At 59.9% G+C, this 18,445-nt stretch carries 15 protein-coding genes; 6 read left to right on the top strand and 9 right to left on the bottom strand.

The features are described 5' to 3' along the window. Positions 1 to 91: 91 nt before the first annotated feature. The 6 genes from cysG to ACW9JE_RS19460 form a co-directional block, all read right to left on the bottom strand. Positions 92 to 1,486, bottom strand: a complete 1,395-nt coding sequence (gene cysG, locus ACW9JE_RS19485) for a siroheme synthase CysG (RefSeq protein ID WP_457433655.1) — start codon at positions 1,484 to 1,486, stop codon at positions 92 to 94. Further along, complete coding sequence (gene serS / locus ACW9JE_RS19480; protein WP_457433654.1) at positions 1,487 to 2,767, bottom strand: serine--tRNA ligase; 1,281 nt, start codon at positions 2,765 to 2,767, stop codon at positions 1,487 to 1,489. 15 nt (positions 2,768 to 2,782) lie between these two features. Next, positions 2,783 to 3,157, bottom strand: coding sequence for a fluoride efflux transporter CrcB (gene crcB, locus ACW9JE_RS19475; RefSeq protein ID WP_075947929.1), 375 nt, complete (start codon positions 3,155 to 3,157; stop codon positions 2,783 to 2,785). Continuing rightward, positions 3,157 to 4,479, bottom strand: a complete 1,323-nt coding sequence (locus ACW9JE_RS19470) for a replication-associated recombination protein A (protein WP_224539909.1) — start codon at positions 4,477 to 4,479, stop codon at positions 3,157 to 3,159. The genes crcB and ACW9JE_RS19470 overlap by 1 nt, the downstream gene beginning before the upstream one ends. Before the next feature lie 150 nt (positions 4,480 to 4,629). Next, positions 4,630 to 5,253 carry an outer membrane lipoprotein chaperone LolA gene (gene lolA / locus ACW9JE_RS19465; RefSeq protein WP_224539902.1) on the bottom strand — a complete coding sequence of 208 codons (624 nt, stop codon included), beginning with the start codon at positions 5,251 to 5,253 and terminating at the stop codon, positions 4,630 to 4,632. 65 nt (positions 5,254 to 5,318) lie between these two features. After that, positions 5,319 to 7,727 (bottom strand): DNA translocase FtsK, encoded by a 2,409-nt coding sequence (locus ACW9JE_RS19460; protein ID WP_457433653.1) that lies wholly within the window; start codon positions 7,725 to 7,727, stop codon positions 5,319 to 5,321. A 304-nt stretch (positions 7,728 to 8,031) separates the two neighbouring features. Here ACW9JE_RS19460 and trxB point away from each other — a divergent pair, with 304 nt between their 5' ends. The 4 genes from trxB to infA all read left to right on the top strand — a co-directional run bounded on the left by trxB (position 8,032) and on the right by infA (position 10,829). Continuing rightward, on the top strand, positions 8,032 to 8,991 hold the full coding sequence (gene trxB / locus ACW9JE_RS19455; RefSeq protein ID WP_457433652.1) for a thioredoxin-disulfide reductase: 960 nt from the start codon (positions 8,032 to 8,034) through the stop codon (positions 8,989 to 8,991). Positions 8,992 to 9,053: 62 nt separating this feature from the next. Next, a complete protein-coding gene (gene aat, locus ACW9JE_RS19450; RefSeq protein WP_224539896.1) occupies positions 9,054 to 9,734 on the top strand; it encodes a leucyl/phenylalanyl-tRNA--protein transferase in 681 nt (226 codons plus the stop codon). A gap of 56 nt (positions 9,735 to 9,790) precedes the next feature. Next, a complete protein-coding gene (locus ACW9JE_RS19445; protein WP_224539894.1) occupies positions 9,791 to 10,498 on the top strand; it encodes an arginyltransferase in 708 nt (235 codons plus the stop codon). 112 nt (positions 10,499 to 10,610) lie between these two features. Next, positions 10,611 to 10,829: a translation initiation factor IF-1 gene (infA, locus tag ACW9JE_RS19440; RefSeq protein WP_002553999.1), complete on the top strand. Its 219-nt coding sequence runs from the start codon at positions 10,611 to 10,613 to the stop codon at positions 10,827 to 10,829. A 248-nt stretch (positions 10,830 to 11,077) separates the two neighbouring features. On the opposite strand, the gene clpA is transcribed toward infA, so the two are convergent. Together clpA and clpS are read right to left on the bottom strand one after the other, a co-directional pair. Then, positions 11,078 to 13,348: an ATP-dependent Clp protease ATP-binding subunit ClpA gene (gene clpA / locus ACW9JE_RS19435; RefSeq protein ID WP_457433651.1), complete on the bottom strand. Its 2,271-nt coding sequence runs from the start codon at positions 13,346 to 13,348 to the stop codon at positions 11,078 to 11,080. Positions 13,349 to 13,378: 30 nt separating this feature from the next. Next, positions 13,379 to 13,762, bottom strand: a complete 384-nt coding sequence (clpS, locus tag ACW9JE_RS19430; protein ID WP_150768466.1) for an ATP-dependent Clp protease adapter ClpS — start codon at positions 13,760 to 13,762, stop codon at positions 13,379 to 13,381. A 224-nt stretch (positions 13,763 to 13,986) separates the two neighbouring features. Here clpS and cspD point away from each other — a divergent pair, with 224 nt between their 5' ends. Further along, a complete protein-coding gene (gene cspD / locus ACW9JE_RS19425) occupies positions 13,987 to 14,256 on the top strand; it encodes a cold shock domain-containing protein CspD (RefSeq protein ID WP_263488022.1) in 270 nt (89 codons plus the stop codon). An 81-nt stretch (positions 14,257 to 14,337) separates the two neighbouring features. On the opposite strand, the gene icd is transcribed toward cspD, so the two are convergent. After that, entirely contained in the window at positions 14,338 to 15,594 is a 1,257-nt protein-coding gene (gene icd, locus ACW9JE_RS19420; RefSeq protein WP_457433650.1) for an NADP-dependent isocitrate dehydrogenase, read from the bottom strand. Between the two features lie 492 nt (positions 15,595 to 16,086). On the opposite strand from icd, the gene ACW9JE_RS19415 reads away from it, so the two are divergent. After that, positions 16,087 to 18,312: an NADP-dependent isocitrate dehydrogenase gene (locus ACW9JE_RS19415; RefSeq protein ID WP_457433649.1), complete on the top strand. Its 2,226-nt coding sequence runs from the start codon at positions 16,087 to 16,089 to the stop codon at positions 18,310 to 18,312. Positions 18,313 to 18,445: the final 133 nt, after the last annotated feature.

The following is an 18,445-nucleotide window of genomic DNA, read 5'->3' as shown; positions in this document are numbered from 1 at the left end:
ATCGCGAGCAGGCTCGCTCCCACACTGGATCTGTGTCGTTCACAAATCCCCTGTGGGAGCGAGCCTGCTCGCGATAGGGTCAACGCGGTTGTTAGACCTGCCCCTGCGCCCCTTCAAACCACGCCAGCTTCTCGCGCAACTGCACCACTTCCCCCACGATCACCAGCGTCGGCGCATGCACTTCATGCTCCGCCACCAGTTGCGGCAGGTCCGCCAGGGTGCCGGTGAACACCCGCTGATTGACGGTGGTGCCTTGCTGGATCAAGGCCGCCGGGGTATCGGCGGCACGACCGTGTTGAATCAGCTGCTCGCAGATGATCGGCAAACCGACCAGTCCCATGTAGAACACCAGGGTCTGTGCGGGTGCCACCAAGTCCCCCCATGGCAGATCGGTGGAGCCGTCCTTGAGGTGACCGGTGACAAAACGCACCGATTGCGCGTAGTCGCGGTGGGTCAGCGGAATCCCGGCGTAGGCCGCGCAACCACTGGCTGCGGTGATGCCCGGCACCACCTGGAACGGGATGCCCTGGGCCGCCAGTTCCTCGATCTCTTCCCCGCCACGACCGAAGATGAACGGGTCACCGCCCTTCAACCGCACCACCCGCTTGCCCGCCTTGGCCAGATCCACCAGTTGCTGGTTGATCTGATCCTGCGGCACAGCGTGATCGGCGCGACGCTTGCCGACGTAAACCCGCTCGGCATCGCGACGGCACAGTTCGATGATCGCCGGTGCTACCAGACGGTCATACAGCACCACGTCGGCTTGTTGCATCAGGCGCAAGGCACGGAAGGTCAAGAGGTCAGGATCACCAGGCCCCGCGCCCACCAGATACACCTCGCCGGTGGCCACAGGTGCCTCGCCATCCACTTTCGCCTGCAACAGACGCTCGGCTTCGGCGCCCTGCCCGGCCAGTTGCCGGTCGGCAATCGGGCCCTGGAAAACGTCTTCCCAGAACGCGCGACGCTGCTGCACATCCGGGAACAGCTTTTTCACCTGATGACGGAAACGCGCCGCCAGACCGGCCAGTTGGCCGTAGGTGGAAGGAATCCAGGTTTCGATTTTGGCGCGGATCAGTCGAGCCAGCACCGGCGCATCGCCGCCGCTGGACACGGCAATGATCAGCGGCGAACGGTCGACGATCGCCGGGAAGATCACGCTGCACAGGGACGGCGCGTCCACCACGTTGACCGGCACGCAACGCCGATGGGCATCGGCGGACACTTGCGCATTGAGCGACTCGTCATCGGTGGCGGCAATGATCAGCCCGCAACCGTCCAGGTCTGCCTCGGCGTAACCGCGCAGCACGCACTCGCCAGCGCTGGCAGCAACCAACTCGCGCAGTTGCTGTTCAATTTCAGGTGCGACCACCCGCAGCAGCGCACCGGCATCGGCCAGCAGGCGGGATTTGCGCAAGGCAATTTCCCCCCCGCCGACGACCAACACACGACTGCCGCGCAGGTTATGGAACAGCGGCAGATAGTCCATTTAGCCGATGACCTCGAGGCCACCCATGTACGGCTTCAGCACGTCCGGTACGCGGATCGAACCGTCGGCCTGCTGGTAGTTTTCCAGCACCGCCACCAGAGTACGACCGACCGCCAGGCCGGAACCGTTCAGGGTGTGCACCAGTTCGGGCCTGCCGGTTTCCGGGTTGCGGAAACGCGCCTGCATGCGACGGGCCTGGAAGTCGCCGCAGTTGGAGCACGACGAAATTTCACGGTACTTGTCCTGGCTCGGAATCCACACTTCCAGGTCATAGGTCTTGACCGCGCTGAAGCCCATGTCGCCGGTGCACAGCGCCAGAGTGCGGTAAGGCAGTTGCAGCAGTTGCAGGACTTTCTCGGCGTTGGCAGTCAGGCTTTCCAGCGCTTCCATCGATTTCGATGGCTCGACGATCTGCACCATCTCGACCTTGTCGAACTGGTGTTGGCGAATCATGCCGCGGGTGTCACGACCCGATGCACCGGCTTCGCTGCGGAAGCACGGGGTGTGGGCGACGAACTTGATCGGCAGCAGTTTCGAATCGACGATTTCGCCGGCGACGATGTTGGTCAGCGACACTTCGGCGGTCGGGATCAGGTACAGGTCGGCTTCGCCTTCGCGGCCGATCTTGAACAGGTCTTCCTCGAACTTCGGCAACTGACCGGTGCCTTGCAGGGCCGGTGCCTGGACCAGATAAGGCGTGTAAGCCTCTTCATAGCCGTGCTCGGTCACGTGCAGGTTGATCATGAATTGCGCCAGGGCGCGGTGCAGGCGGGCGATCGGGCCACGCAGCAGGGCGAAGCGTGCGCCGGACAGCTTGGCGGCGGTTTCGAAGTCCAGCCAGCCGAATTTCTCGCCCAGGGCGACATGGTCCTGGACCGGGAAATCGAAGGCGGTCGGCGTGCCCCAGCGGCGCACTTCGACGTTGCCGTCTTCGTCTTCGCCGACCGGCACCGATTCGTGCGGCAGGTTGGGGATGCCCAGCAGGATCGAATCCAGCTCGGACTGGATCGCGTCCAGTTCGGTTTTACCGGCACTCAACTCGTTCGCCATGCGCTCGACGTCAGCCATCAACGGCGCGATGTCTTCGCCGCGCTGCTTGGCCTGACCGATGGATTTGGAGCGCGCGTTACGTTCAGCCTGCAGTGCTTCGGTGCGGGTCTGGACGGTCTTGCGCTGTTCTTCCAGCGCTTCGATGCGCGCGACATCCAGGGCATAGCCACGGGAAGCCAGGCGGTCCGCTACGTCCTGAAGGTTGCTACGTAACAGTTTGGAATCGAGCATGTCGGTTTCTCGTTATCAAAGTTTGGTCAGGGACAGGCCGGCCCAGGTGGCGAGCAGCCCGCCGAATACGCTGATGGCCGCATAGCCCAGGGCCAGCGGCACTTGCCCGCTTTCCAGCAGACGCACCGTATCCAGTGAAAAGGATGAAAAAGTTGTCAGCCCTCCGAGGAAGCCGACGATCAACCCGGCACGCACCTCGATCGGCACCTCCGGGCGAATCAAAAACAGACCGTATAGAACGCCGATCAGCAAACAGCCCACGATATTAACGGCCAGCGTCGCGGTATAGAAGTGCCGCGGCCAATTCGCGTTGATCCAGTTACCCGTGGCGAAGCGCAACAGGGTGCCGGCCATCCCGCCGACGGAAACCGCAATGATCAGGGGAACCACTATTTTCTCCGCTGCCGGGGGCTTAGACGATCGAGTTGAGCCAGATGGTTGAGCTTCTCGCCGATCTTCAATTCCAGGCCGCGAGGCACCGGCTGGTAGAACGGAATCGGGTCGAGTTCTTCCGGGAAATAGTCTTCACCGGCGGCGTAGGCGTCCGGTTCGTCGTGGGCGTAGCGGTACTCGTCGCCGTAGCCCAGCTGCTTCATAAGCTTGGTCGGCGCGTTGCGCAGGTGCAGCGGCACTTCCAGCGAGCCGTGTTCGGCGGCGGCACGCAGCGCGGTCTTGAAGCCCATGTACACCGCGTTGCTTTTCGGAGCGCAGGCCAGATAGGTGATGGCCTGGGCCACCGCCAGCTCGCCTTCGGGACTGCCCAGGCGCTCCTGCACTTCCCACGCTGCCAGGCACAAGCTCAGGGCGCGAGGGTCGGCGTTGCCGATGTCTTCACTGGCCATGCGCACCACGCGCCGGGCCAAGTACAGCGGATCGCAACCGCCGTCGATCATCCGCGCAAACCAGTACAGCGCACCGTCAGGGTTGGAGCCGCGCACCGACTTGTGCAGCGCGGAGATCTGGTCGTAGAAGGCTTCGCCGCCCTTGTCGAAACGGCGGCGGGTATCGCCGAGCAGGCTTTGCAGCAGATCGACGCCCATCTCGCTGTTGTCTTCGGCCAGATCCGAGGCGTTTTCCAGCAGGTTCAGCAAGCGCCGGCCATCGCCATCGGCGGCCGACAACAGCATCTGGAAGCCTTCATCGCTGAGGGTCAGATTGCGTTTGCCCAACCCTCGCTCTTCAGTGAGCGCACGGTGCACCAGTTTGCGCAGCGCCGTTTCGTCGAGGCTTTTCAGCACATAGACGCGGGCACGGGAGAGCAAGGCGTTGTTGAGTTCGAACGAGGGGTTTTCGGTGGTCGCGCCGATGAAAATCAGCGTGCCATCCTCGACATAGGGCAGGAACGCATCCTGCTGGGATTTGTTGAAGCGGTGAACTTCGTCGACGAACAGGATGGTGCGGCGGCCGTACTGCGCGGCCTGTTGCTTGGCGATTTCCACCGCCTGCCGGATTTCCTTGACCCCGGCCAGCACCGCCGAGACCGTTTCGAAGTGCGCATCCGAGACTTCTGCCAGCAACCGCGCCAGGGTGGTCTTGCCTACCCCGGGCGGTCCCCAGAAGATCATGGAATGCAGTGCACCCTGCTCCAGGGCCTCACGCAAAGGCTTGCCGCGAGCGAGCACATGCTCCTGACCGACGTACTCGTCCAGATTAGTCGCACGCAAACGCGCGGCCAGTGGCTGGGAGATCGGGGCACTGCGAAACAGGTCCATCACTGCTTATGAAACCTCATTGCCTTGATCAAATCCCCTGTAGGAGCGAATTCATTCGCGATGGGCTCAGGGGCACCGCTGGGTGTCAGGCTTCCAGCGTTATCGTTGACGACCATCGCGAATGAATTCGCTCCTACAGGGGGTTGTGTCTTATTCCTGGATTACGTCCGCACCCTTGGGTACATCGAACTTGAACTTGGACGCCGGGATCGGTTCGTTGGCCTTCACGCCGGTGAACAGGATGTTGGTGCGCTGGCCGACGCTGTCGATCAGTTGCATATCGTTGACCAGACCGTTGCGGAACGACAGACGCAGGCTGTCGAACAGGGTGTCCTTGGTTTTCGGCTTGAGGGTGAAGTCGATCACGCCGCCGGCTTCCTTGGCGCTGATGTCGAAGCTCTGGCTGATCTTGGACACGTCACCGGACAGCAACAGGGCCGGGGTCTGGGTCAGGCGCACATCCAGCTTCTTGATGGTCGCCTGCTCGAGGTCCGGGTCCCACAAGGTGACCTTGGCGCCGTCCGAAACAACAAGCTGCTCCTGCGGTGCATCGGTGTGCCAGTAGAACAGGCCCGGACGCTGCAGCGACATCTGCCCGGCGGTTTCCTGCAACTGGGTGCCGGAACCGTCGAGGGTCAGTTGGGAGAAACGTGCGCTCAGGGTCTGGGATTTTTCCAGCAACTGAGTCAGACGCGCCACGTCCTTGTCATCGGCGTGGGCCGAGAGGGTGGTCAAAGCCAGTACCGGCAGCAACAACATGCGGATCAGACGCATGGGAGTCCTCATAACATTCGTGGGAGTGCGGGTGGTGCCAGACGGCCCCACCCTTTCAAATTCGGTCAGTCGCGCACCGGGCCAGGGGCCAGGACTTCACGCGAACCGTTGGTGTTCATGGCTGTCACGACCCCGGCCATTTCCATGGCTTCGATCATGCGCGCGGCGCGGTTGTAGCCGATCTTCAGCTTGCGCTGAACCGCGGAAATGGAAGCGCGGCGGCTTTCCAGAACGAACTGCACCGCCTCGTCATACAGCGCGTCAGCCTCGGGATCGTCGCCGTCGCCGCCACCGCTGCTGCCTTCGAAACCACTGCCCGCCTCTTCGACACCGTTGAGGATGTCGTCGTTGTACTCCGGCGCGCCGCGCAGTTTCCAGGCCTCCACCACGCGATGCACTTCATCGTCGGAAACAAACGCGCCGTGAACCCGGATCGGCAGGCTGGTGCCTGGCGGCATGTAGAGCATGTCACCGTGACCCAGCAGTTGCTCGGCGCCGCCCTGGTCGATGATGGTCCGCGAGTCGATCTTGCTCGACACCTGGAACGCCATGCGGGTCGGGATGTTGGCCTTGATCAGACCGGTGATCACATCCACCGACGGACGCTGGGTCGCGAGAATCAGGTGGATACCGGCCGCACGCGCTTTCTGGGCGATACGAGCGATCAGTTCTTCAACCTTCTTGCCGACGATCATCATCATGTCGGCGAATTCGTCGACCACCACCACGATGGTTGGCAGCTTCTGCAACAGCGGCGCTTCGTCGTGGATGTTCTCGCGTTTGTACAGCGGATCGCTCAATGGCTCGCCGGCGTCGATGGCTTCCTTGACCTTGGCATTGAAGCCCGACAGGTTTCGTACGCCCATCTTCGCCATCAACTTGTAGCGGCGCTCCATCTCGGCAACGCTCCAGCGCAGGGCGTTGGCCGCGTCCTTCATGTCGGTGACCACCGGGCACAGCAGGTGCGGAATGCCTTCGTAGATCGACAGTTCGAGCATCTTCGGGTCGATCATGATCATCTTGGCGTCTTCAGGCCCGGACTTGAACAGGATCGACAGGATCATCGCGTTCACACCCACCGACTTACCGGAACCGGTGGTACCGGCCACCAGCAGGTGAGGCATTTTCGCAAGGTCGGTGATGACCGGCTTGCCGCCGATGTCGTGACCCAGGGCCAGGGTGACCGGCGACTTGAAGTTGTCGTACTCGGGGGTCGACAGCACTTCGGAGAAGCGCACGATCTGCCGGTCCTCGTTGGGAATCTCGATACCGACGGTGGTCTTGCCCGGAATCACCTCGACTACACGCACACTGGTCACGGCCAGGGAACGCGCAAGGTCTTTGGCGAGGTTGGCGATGCGGCTGACCTTGACCCCGGCTGCCGGCTGGATTTCGTAACGGGTAATCACCGGACCCGGGTGAATCGAATCCACGGTGACTTCGACGCCGAACTCCTTGAGTTTGATTTCCAGCAGGTGGCCGACAGCGGCCAGTGATTCCGGCGAGTAATTGAGTTGTTTCTTTTCCGCGGGGTCGAGAATCGAGATCGGCGGCAAGGTGCCTTCCACGGCGCTGTCGACGAACAACGGCGCCTGTTTCTCTTTCTCCACGCGCTTGCTCGGCGCTGGCGGCTTGACCGGTGCCGGGGCGATGACCGGCGGCACCTGCTTCTCGCGCTCGGACATATGCTTGCTCAGGGCCTGCTCGCGCTCGATCAGACGCTCCTTGACCTTGGCCTGCTCGCGCTTGTCGGTGACGGTCGGCGCGACCACGTCATGCACGCGATCATCGACTTCGCGCAATTGCGCGACCAACTGTTTACGCTCGGTACGGGCCGCCCACCAGCGATTGGCAGCGCCCTGGAACAGTTCGAACAGATCGAGGGTGATCTTGCCGGTGATGTCCATCACCTTGAACCACGACAGGTCGGTGAACACCGTCAGGCCGAACAGGAACAGGGCAATGAACAAAAGCGTGCTGCCCTGGATATTCAGGGCGTTACGGGCCAGATCCCCCAGGCTTTCGCCCAGCGCACCGCCAGCACCGGCAGGCAGGCCGGTCGCGGCATGGAAATGGATATGCGCCAGGGCGGCGCCGGACAGGACCAGGAACACCAGGCCGATCAGGCGCCAGGAGAACAGCCAGCCGCTCCACTGCCACGGCTCGTGGCGCTGACGGAAGATCTGGTAAGCCTTGATGGCGAGCAACAACGGGAAGATGTAAGCGAAGTAACCCAGCACCATGAACAGGATGTCGGCACTGTAGGAGCCCGCCGGGCCGCCGAAATTCTGCACGTCGTCGATCTTGCTGTTGTGGCTCCAGCCCGGATCGTCCTTGCCATAGGTCAGCAAGGCCATCATCAGGAACAGGCACAACGCACCGATGGCGATCAATGCACCTTCCTTGAGTCGGTAGTGCAAGTGCTGGCGCCAGAGCGGAACGACTGTCTTGGGTGCTTCGGTGGATTTCTTCAAAACGCTTCTATTCCTGCGCCAAAGGCGCGTCCATCTGGTGAATGTCTAAAAACTGCCCAATCCAGGCAGGTAAAAAAGTGAATACGCTCAACTGGGACTACTTTTAACACTGCGCCCCGGCTTTTATAAACACGAGGCGCAACGCTTATTTTGTTACAGACGCTGTTTCAACCGGGCATTGTACGGGTTTGTTCGTTCGATGCCATGTTTGAAACACTGTAAGCAGCATAGTCAAAAGCCCGATACATGCGGCTCAATTTGAGCATGCATTTTCTTTTGTGACAAAGGCTTATGAGGTGTTTTTATGAGCGCAGCGCAACATCACCGCCTGATCATTCTCGGCTCCGGCCCCGCCGGTTATAGCGCCGCCGTGTATGCCGCCCGCGCCAACCTCAAGCCCGTTGTCATCACTGGCATACAGGCAGGTGGCCAGCTCACGACCACGGTCGAAGTCGACAACTGGCCGGGCGATGTCGAAGGGCTCACCGGCCCGGTCCTGATGGACCGCATGCAACGACACGCCGAACGCTTCGACACACAGATTGTTTACGACCATATCTACACGGCCAAGTTGCAACAACGCCCGTTCGAATTGACCGGCGATAGTGACACTTACACCTGTGATGCACTGATTATTGCCACCGGCGCATCGGCACAGTATCTGGGCCTGCCTTCGGAAGAGACATTTGCCGGCAAGGGCGTTTCCGCCTGCGCGACCTGCGATGGCTTCTTTTATCGCAATCAGGTGGTCGCCGTGGTCGGTGGTGGCAATACCGCCGTCGAAGAAGCGTTGTATCTGTCGAACATCGCCAAGGAAGTTCATCTGATTCACCGTCGCGACAAGTTGCGCTCGGAGAAGATTCTTCAGGACAAGCTCTTCGACAAGGCCGCCAACGGCAATGTTCGCCTGCACTGGAACCAGAACCTGGATGAGGTGCTGGGCGACTCCAGCGGTGTGACCGGCGCCCGTCTGCGTGACAGTCACAGCGGCGAGATCACTGAACTGGCGCTGGCGGGTGTGTTCATCGCCATTGGCCACAAACCCAATACCGATCTGTTCGTCGGCCAGCTGGAAATGCGCGACGGCTACTTGCTGGTCAAGGGCGGCAGCGAAGGCGATGCCACCTCGACCGCCATCCCCGGGGTGTTTGCCGCCGGCGACGTCGCCGATCACGTTTATCGTCAGGCGGTGACCTCAGCCGGGGCCGGATGCATGGCAGCCCTTGACGCGGAAAAATACCTCGACGACATTCCAACTGTTTAACGGCACACTGGTGGCGGGCCTCATACCCGCCACCGCCCTCCCCTTCTGCAAGCCCGGACGCCATGCTGACTTGGTTACAACGCAACTCCCTGACTTTCCCGCCGCTGGAAAAAGCCATGCGCGACCCCAACGGTTTGCTGGCCGCTGGCGGCGATCTGTCCGCCGACCGGTTGATCCAGGCTTACCGCCACGGCTGCTTTCCCTGGTTCTCCGAAGGTCAGCCGATCCTCTGGTGGTCGCCGGACCCGCGCACGGTTTTGTTTCCCGACGAACTGCATGTTTCCCGCAGCCTGAACAAATTGCTGCGCCAACAACGCTATCAGGTGACTTTCGACAAGGATTTCGCCGCAGTCATCCACGCCTGCGCCGCACCACGGGAATACGCCGACGGCACCTGGATCACCGAAGCCATGCAGGACGCCTACCTGCAACTGCACAAACGCGGTTACGCGCATTCGGTGGAAGTCTGGGACCAGGGCGTGCTCGTCGGCGGCCTGTATGGCCTGGCGATGGGGCAGCTGTTTTTCGGTGAGTCGATGTTCAGCCGTGCCGACAACGCCTCCAAATTCGGCTTCGCGACACTGGTGCGCCACCTCAAGGAATCAGGCTTCGTGCTGATCGACTGCCAGATGCCGACCGATCATCTGCACAGCCTGGGCGCACGGTCCATTCCCCGCAGCGCGTTCGCCGGCTACTTGGCGCAGTATCTGGATCGGCCTAACCGCGCCACCTGGGTTTGCTGAGCGACTTTCCCCAGCGTGGCTTACAATTAATCAAAAGCTTATCCCGAGGGTTGATCATGACCGAGTTGGCGCGTTTGAAGTTCTATGCCACTCAGCCCCACTCTTGCAGCTATCTGCCTGAGGAGCAGGCCACGACCCTGTTCCTCGATCCCAGCCAGCCCATGGATGTGCATGTCTATGCAGACCTGTCGGAAATGGGTTTCCGTCGCAGTGGCGACCATCTGTATCGACCTCATTGCCAGAACTGCAATGCGTGCGTACCGGCGCGCATTCCCGTGGCGCAGTTCACGCCAAACCGCCAGCAGAAACGCATTTTCAAGCGCAACGCCGACTTGCAGGTACGCCCGGCCAGGCCCGGCTTCAGCGAAGAGTACTTCGACCTTTACCAGCGTTACATCGAACAGCGGCACGCCGACGGCGACATGTACCCACCCAGTCGCGATCAGTTTTCGACCTTCCTGGTGCGCGACCTGCCGTTTTCGCGTTTCTATGAATTCCGCCTCGATGGCCGACTGGTAGCGATTGCCGTCACCGACCTTCTGCCGAACGGTCTGTCGGCGGTCTACACCTTCTACGAACCCGAAGAAGAACGACGTAGCCTGGGGCGGTTCGCCATTCTCTGGCAGATTGCCGAGGCCCGGCGTTTGGGGCTGGAAGCGGTGTATCTGGGCTACTGGATCAAAAACTGCAAAAAAATGAGCTACAAGACCCAATATCGTCCAATCGAGCTGCTGGTAAACCAGCGCTGGGTTGTTTTGAACTAGCGCAGCCCTTTAAACCCCTTGGCTTGACCCCTACTTTTCGGGCACAATGCACGCCGCTTTTGCCTGGCGCAGTTGCACCGGGCCATTCACTGGACACCGAGGGCTTTACTGCATGTCGAAAGAAGACAGCTTCGAAATGGAAGGCACTGTCGTCGACACCCTGCCAAACACCATGTTTCGCGTGGAATTGGAAAATGGGCACGTCGTTACCGCGCATATCTCCGGCAAGATGCGCAAGAACTACATTCGTATTCTTACCGGTGACAAAGTGCGCGTCGAGCTGACGCCCTATGACTTGAGCAAAGGGCGCATCACTTACCGCGCTCGCTAAGCAAGTCAATACAAGACGCCCGGCTGATGCCGGGCGTTTTTGTTTGTCTGCGATTTGACGCTCACCCACTGCCCTTCTGTAGGAGCCGAGCTTGCTCGCGATGACGGACTAACATTCAACATTGATGTCGACTGTCAGGTCGCTATCGCGAGCAAGCTCGGCTCCTACAGAGTATGGGTTGTGTTTCGGATTGAACGGACAACAAAAAGGCGCCAATCGGCGCCTTTTTGTTTTGTTGCGGTCTAACCTCAGGCCATCTCGGCCGTGGTCTCGAAGTCGAAGGTCAGTTCGCCGTCCTTGATGTCGATGTGTACTACACCGCCATGTTCGGCCAGCTCGCCAAAGAGAATCTCCTCCGCCAATGGACGCTTGATCTTGTCCTGAATCAGGCGTGCCATGGGTCGAGCACCCATCATCGCGTCGTAACCACCGGCCGCCAGCCAGCTGCGAGCAGCATCGGTAACTTCCAGCAGTACGCGCTTGTCTTCCAGTTGTGCCTGAAGTTCGATAAGGAACTTGTCCACCACGCTCTTGATGACTTCATGGCTGAGGCGACCGAACTGGATGATGGTGTCCAGACGGTTGCGGAACTCAGGCGTGAAGCTCTTCTTGATCACTTCCATCGCATCGGAAGAGTGATCCTGCAGCGTGAAGCCGATCGAAGCACGTGCCGCGGTTTCCGCACCGGCGTTGGTCGTCATGATGACGATCACGTTACGGAAATCCGCCTTGCGCCCGTTGTTGTCGGTCAGCGTACCGTGGTCCATGACCTGCAGCAGCAGGTTGAAGACTTCCGGATGCGCCTTCTCGATTTCATCGAGCAGCAGCACGCAGTGCGGTTGCTTGGTGATGGCTTCGGTCAGCAGACCGCCCTGGTCGAACCCGACATAACCTGGAGGCGCACCGATCAGACGCGATACGGTGTGGCGCTCCATGTACTCGGACATGTCGAAGCGAACCAGCTCGACACCCAGCGCCTTGGCCAGTTGCCGCGCCGCTTCGGTCTTGCCGACACCGGTAGGCCCTGCGAACAGGAACGAACCGACCGGCTTGTCCGGCGACTTGAGGCCCGCACGAGACAGCTTGATCGCGGTGGCCAGCGAATCGATCGCCGCATCTTGACCGAACACGGTCAGTTTCAGGTCACGTTCCAGGTTACGCAGCAGTTCCTTGTCGGAGCTGGTGACGTGTTTTGGCGGAATCCGCGCGATTTTCGCGACGATGTCCTCGACCTGAGGCACTTCGATACGCTTGACGCGCTTCTCGACCGGCTGCAAGCGCTGATAGGCGCCCGCCTCGTCGATGACGTCGATGGCCTTGTCCGGCATGTGCCGGTCATTGATGTAGCGCGACGCCAGTTCGGCAGCGGCACGCAGGGCTTCATCGCTGTATTCGATGTTGTGGTGGGTTTCGAACCGCCCTTTCAGGCCGCGCAGGATGCCGATGGTGTCTTCCACCGAAGGCTCTGTCACATCGACCTTCTGGAAGCGCCGTGCCAGGGCACGATCCTTCTCGAAGATTCCGCGGAATTCCTGGAAGGTGGTCGAACCGATGCAACGGATATCACCGGAGGACAGCAGTGGCTTGAGCAGGTTCGAGGCATCCATGACGCCACCTGACGCGGCACCCGCACCGATGATGGTGTGGATTTCGTCGATGAACAGGATGGCCTGCGGACGTTTTTTCAGCTCGTTGAGCAGCGCCTTGAAGCGCTTCTCGAAATCACCGCGGTACTTGGTACCGGCGAGCAGCGCACCCAGATCCAGGGAATAAACGACGCTGTTGCTCAGCAGGTCAGGCACCTGGTTGTCGACAATGCGTTTGGCCAAGCCTTCGGCAATCGCGGTTTTACCCACGCCCGCCTCGCCCACCAGCAGCGGATTGTTCTTGCGACGACGCGCCAGGATCTGCGCAACGCGCTCGACTTCCAGCTCACGACCCACCAATGGGTCGATACGCCCTTGGCGCGCGAGCTCATTGAGGTTGCTGGCATAGGCATCCAGAGGATTGCTTGAAGAAGAAGACTCGCCGCCCTCGTCGTCCTGCATATCTTGTTCGCCCTCGGAGTGATCGCCGTGCCCTGGCACTTTGGAAATGCCGTGGGCGATGTAGTTGACGACATCGATACGGGCAACGCTCTGCTGTTTCAGCAGGAACACTGCCTGACTCTCTTGCTCACTGAAGATCGCGACCAGCACGTTGGCGCCAGTCACTTCACGTTTGCCCGAGCTCTGTACGTGAAACACAGCACGTTGCAGGACACGCTGGAAGCCCAGGGTTGGCTGGGTTTCGCGATCTTCGTCATGTACGGGGATCAATGGCGTGGTGGAGTCGATGAACTCCTGCAGATCATGCTTGAGTTTGTCGAGGTTTGCGCCGCACGCACGCAAAACGGTGGCGGCAGCCTCATTATCCAATAGGGCCAGCAGGAGATGCTCGACGGTCATGAACTCATGACGCTTCGAACGTGCCTCCTTGAAGGCAAGATTGAGGGTGACTTCGAGCTCGCGGTTTAACATAGCTTCACCTCATACCCAAGTGTCCGGCGATTAACCGTCCTTCTCGATTTCACAGAGTAGCGGATGCTGGCTTTCCCTGGCGTACTGGTTGACCTGCATGGCCTTGGTCTCGGCGATGTCGCGGGTAAACACTCCACATACTGCCCGTCCTTCGGTATGGACGGCCAGCATGACCTTGGTCGCCAGCTCGCGATTCAGGTTAAAAAACACCTCGAGCACTTCGACGACGAAATCCATCGGTGTGTAGTCATCATTAAACAAAACCACCTTGTACATTGGCGGCGCCTGTAAAGCAGGCTTGGCCTCCTGAACAGCAATGCCTGCGGAATCGTCGTCGTGTTCCTCCGGGTGGTCCTTTTGGAGAAACGGGCGATCCTGATTGAATGTTAGTCGAATCTGGCTGATTGCATGCATGGAAAGAAAGGTTCGTCTGTTGTGCGAATACAGTGGTGGGGGCGGCCCCGGGCGATTTCAACTCCGACTGCCGGGTCAACTTGACTATCGGCAAAACGGTGTTACAACCAATAGAGCCCACAGTGGGTAAAAAAGATCCGCGGAGTCAACTTCTTTTCGAAAAACGACTGCGGATGGACTGGATGATACTCCAGTGATGGGGTCTGTTGCAGAGGGATATGAGCATGGCGTTCGGCAAGGTGAAATGGTTCAACAATGCCAAGGGATACGGCTTCATCAATGAGGACGGCAAGACAGAAGACCTGTTTGCCCACTACTCGGCCATCAAGATGGATGGCTACAAGACACTGAAGGCAGGCCAGGCTGTCTCCTTCAATATCATCCAGGGACCCAAGGGTCTGCACGCGGTCGAGATTCACGACGCCGCGGTCAAGAACGCTGATGCAGCGGCAGTCGCGGCGCCCAACAGCGCCCATGACACTGCACTGAGCTGACCGAACCGCCCGTAATCCAGTCATTAAAAAACCGCCCGGCTCACTGAGCCGGGCGGTTTTTTCGTTGCCTGAACGGGCGTATTACATGTGCTTGATCAGCGCTTCACCGAAGCCGGAAGACGACACCAGGGTGGCACCTTCCATCAGACGTTCGAAGTCATAGGTCACGGTCTTGGCCTTGATTGCGCCATTGGTGCCCTTGATGATCAGGTCCGCCGCCTCGGTCCAGCCCAGGTGACGCAGCATCATCTCAGCCGAGAGAATCACCGAACCCGGGTTGACCTGGTCCTTGCCGGCATACTTGGGCGCGGTGCCATGGGTCGCCTCGAACATGGCCACGGTGTCGGACAGGTTGGCGCCCGGTGCGATACCGATACCGCCCACTTCCGCCGCCAGCGCGTCGGAGAGGTAGTCACCATTGAGGTTCAGGGTAGCGATCACATCGTATTCGGCCGGACGCAGCAGGATCTGCTGGAGCATGGCGTCGGCGATGGCATCCTTGACGATGACTTCACGGCCGGTTTTCGGGTTCTTGAACTTCATCCACGGGCCGCCATCGAGCAGCTCGGCGCCGAATTCGTTCTTCGCGATCTCGTAGCCCCAATCCTTGAAGGCACCTTCGGTGAACTTCATGATGTTGCCCTTGTGCACGATGGTCAGCGACTTGCGATCGTTGTCCACCACGTACTGCAACGCTTTGCGCACCAGACGCTCCGTGCCTTCTTTCGAGACCGGCTTGATGCCGATGCCGCAGTCCTGGTCGAAACGGATCTTGGTGACACCCATTTCTTCCTTCAGGAACTTGATGACTTTGGTCGCTTCAGGCGAACCGGCCTTCCACTCGATACCTGCATAAATGTCTTCGGAGTTTTCGCGGAAGATCACCATGTCGACGTCGCCTGGTTTTTTCACCGGGCTTGGTACACCGTCGAACCATACGACCGGACGCAGGCAGACATACAGGTCCAGTTGCTGGCGCAGGGCAACGTTGAGGGAACGGATACCACCGCCGACCGGGGTGGTCAGGGGCCCCTTGATGGAGACCACGTAATCTTTGACGGCATCCAGGGTTTCCTGGGGCAGCCAGGTGTCCTGGTCATAAACCTGGGTGGCTTTTTCGCCGGCATAGACTTCCATCCAGGAAATCTTGCGCTTGCCCCCATAGGCCTTTTCCACGGCAGCATCAACCACTTTGATCATGACGGGACTGACGTCGACGCCAATACCGTCGCCTTCGATGAACGGGATGATCGGATTGTCAGGAACATTGAGAGAATGGTCTGCGTTGACGGTGATTTTGTCACCGACGGCTGGAACCTGAATCTTCTTGTAACCCATGCTGAACTCCATCGATTGGATTGAACATCTGGCTTGGTTCGAGCGTAACCCAGTTAAATCAACGCGCAAACCCTATGTTCCGACGATCTGCCTTCGAGCCTTGTAATTGGCGCGCTACAAGCCTGAAAGCAAAGGGAAAAGCGCCATTTTCAAGCACGACGAATGACGCCGCTTGCGACCCGCCCCTGCGACCTTTAGACCAATGGACGAGATTCGTTGCGTATGAACCATCGGCAGATTGCCAGCTACCTATGTATAATGCCGCCGCTGACCAAAGGGTCACGACGGTTCGAGTGCTCCATGACGAGGCTTTGAACCTGAAATGTCGGTCTGTTATCGCAGCCCGGCTAGTTGACGCCCTACTGATGCACCCAACATCACAGCAACGAAACCTCGATATTCGGCTCATGGATGACTTTGAACGAACGCGCTTACCCGGCGCCCTCGAGTTTCTGCGCACGCTTTAGCAAAGAAGAGAGAGTTAATCCGAATATGCCCACCCGCTCGAAGATCATCTATACCTTCACCGACGAAGCTCCCGCCCTCGCCACCTATTCACTGTTGCCTATCGTAGAGGCCTTCACCGCCTCGGCTGATATCGCCGTTGAAACCCGCGATATCTCTCTTGCAGGGCGCATCCTTTCCAGCTTCCCCGAGCAACTGGGCGACAAAGCCGTAGCAGACCACCTCGCCGAACTGGGCGAACTGGCTATTACGCCTGAAGCCAACATCATCAAATTGCCGAACATCAGTGCCTCGGTTCCGCAGCTGCAAGCCGCGATCAAGGAACTGCAAGCCCAGGGTTACAACTTGCCGGACTACCCGGAAACCGTGACCAGCGATGCTGACAAAGACGTCAAGGCCCGTTACGACAAGGTCAAGGGCAGCGCCGTGAACCCGGTTCTGCGCGAAGGCAACTCCGACCGCCGCGCACCGCTGTCGGTCAAGAACTACGCTCGCAAGCACCCGCACAAAATGGGCGCCTGGGCTGCCGACTCCAAGTCCCACGTTGCCCACATGAGCACCGGCGACTTCTACGGCAGCGAAAAAGCCGCCCTGATCGACGCCGCTGACACCGTGAAGATCGAGCTGATCGCGAAAGACGGCACCGCGACCGTCCTGAAAGAAAAAACCAGCGTTCAGGCTGGCGAGATCCTCGACTGCGCCGTGATGAGCAAAAACGCCCTGCGTGCTTTCATCGCCGCTGAAATCGAAAGCGCCAAGCAACAAGGCGTGCTGCTGTCGGTTCACCTCAAAGCCACCATGATGAAGGTCTCCGACCCGATCATGTTCGGCCAGATCGTTGCCGAGTTCTATAAAGACGCCCTGGCCAAGCACGCTGACGTGCTGGCGCAGATCGGCTTCAACCTGAACAACGGCATCGGCGACCTGTACGCCCGCATCAAATCCCTGCCGGCCGAGCAGCAAGCTGCCATCGAAGCCGACATCCAGGCGGTGTACGCCGTTCGTCCTTCGCTGGCGATGGTCAACTCCGACAAGGGCATCACCAACCTGCACGTGCCGAGCGACGTCATCGTCGACGCCTCGATGCCGGCCATGATCCGTGACTCCGGCAAGATGTGGGGCACCGACGGCCAACTGCACGACACCAAGGCCGTGATCCCGGACCGTTGCTACGCCACCATCTATCAGGCAGTGATCGAAGACTGCAAGGCCAACGGTGCGTTCGATCCGACTACCATGGGCAGCGTGCCTAACGTTGGTCTGATGGCCAAGAAAGCCGAAGAATACGGCTCCCACGACAAGACCTTCCAGATCAAGGTCGACGGCGTGGTTCGCGTAACCGACAGCAAAGGCGTGGTACTGATGGAGCAGGCTGTTGAGGCCGGCGACATCTTCCGCATGTGCCAGACCAAAGACGCGCCGATCCAGGACTGGGTCAAGCTGGCCGTCAACCGTGCCCGCGCAAGCGCCACTCCGGCCATTTTCTGGCTGGACCCGATGCGCGCTCACGACGGCGTGGTGATCGAGAAAGTTCAGGCCTACCTGAAGGATCACGACACTGCCGGTCTGGACATCCAGATCATGGCGCCAGTCGCCGCGATGAAGTACACCCTGCAGCGCACCCGCGAAGGCAAGGACACCATCTCGGTAACCGGTAACGTTCTGCGTGACTACCTGACCGACCTGTTCCCGATCATGGAACTGGGCACCAGCGCCAAGATGCTGTCGATCGTGCCGCTGATGAACGGCGGTGGCCTGTTCGAAACCGGCGCCGGCGGTTCGGCTCCGAAGCACGTTCAGCAGCTGCTGGAAGAGAACTTCCTGCGCTGGGATTCCCTGGGCGAGTTCCTGGCCCTGGCCGCTTCCCTGGAACACCTGGGCGTGACCTACGACAACGCCAAGGCGCTGGTTCTGGCCAAGACCCTGGACCAGGCGACCGGCCTGTTCCTGGACAACAACAAGTCGCCATCGCGTAAAGTCGGCAACATCGACAACCGCGGCAGCCACTTCTACCTGGCGCTGTACTGGGCCCAGGCCCTGGCCGCCCAGACCGAAGACACTGCACTGCAAGCGCAGTTCGCACCTCTGGCCAAGACCCTGACCGAGAACGAAGCAACCATCGTTGCCGAGCTCAACGCCGTTCAGGGCAAGCCAGTGGACATCGGTGGTTACTACCACGCCGATGCCGAGCTGATCAGCAAGGCCATGCGTCCAAGCGCCACGCTGAACGCGGCGATTGCTGCACTGGTTTAAGCTGTAACGATGTAAAGAAGCCCCGGCCTAGCGCCGGGGTTTCTGTTTTTGGTTCACACATTCCCGGCAAACACCGCCCCCCATGTGGGAGCGGGCTTGCTCGCGAATGCGGTGGATCAGTCAATGAAAGTGT

The organism is Pseudomonas sp. SDO55104_S430 (assembly GCF_054070595.1).
This window is presented reverse-complemented; position numbering and strand designations above follow the sequence as displayed.

Coding starts and splice junctions, on each gene's coding strand:
- ACW9JE_RS19445 (WP_224539894.1), top strand. CDS start 9,791: ATGACCGAGTTGGCGCGTTTGAAGTTCTATGCCACTCAGCCCCACTCT.
- clpS (WP_150768466.1), bottom strand. CDS start 13,762: ATGCATGCAATCAGCCAGATTCGACTAACATTCAATCAGGATCGCCCG.
- cspD (WP_263488022.1), top strand. CDS start 13,987: ATGGCGTTCGGCAAGGTGAAATGGTTCAACAATGCCAAGGGATACGGC.
- ACW9JE_RS19470 (WP_224539909.1), bottom strand. CDS start 4,479: ATGGACCTGTTTCGCAGTGCCCCGATCTCCCAGCCACTGGCCGCGCGT.
- ACW9JE_RS19415 (WP_457433649.1), top strand. CDS start 16,087: ATGCCCACCCGCTCGAAGATCATCTATACCTTCACCGACGAAGCTCCC.
- lolA (WP_224539902.1), bottom strand. CDS start 5,253: ATGCGTCTGATCCGCATGTTGTTGCTGCCGGTACTGGCTTTGACCACC.
- infA (WP_002553999.1), top strand. CDS start 10,611: ATGTCGAAAGAAGACAGCTTCGAAATGGAAGGCACTGTCGTCGACACC.
- serS (WP_457433654.1), bottom strand. CDS start 2,767: ATGCTCGATTCCAAACTGTTACGTAGCAACCTTCAGGACGTAGCGGAC.
- trxB (WP_457433652.1), top strand. CDS start 8,032: ATGAGCGCAGCGCAACATCACCGCCTGATCATTCTCGGCTCCGGCCCC.
- aat (WP_224539896.1), top strand. CDS start 9,054: ATGCTGACTTGGTTACAACGCAACTCCCTGACTTTCCCGCCGCTGGAA.
- clpA (WP_457433651.1), bottom strand. CDS start 13,348: ATGTTAAACCGCGAGCTCGAAGTCACCCTCAATCTTGCCTTCAAGGAG.
- cysG (WP_457433655.1), bottom strand. CDS start 1,486: ATGGACTATCTGCCGCTGTTCCATAACCTGCGCGGCAGTCGTGTGTTG.
- icd (WP_457433650.1), bottom strand. CDS start 15,594: ATGGGTTACAAGAAGATTCAGGTTCCAGCCGTCGGTGACAAAATCACC.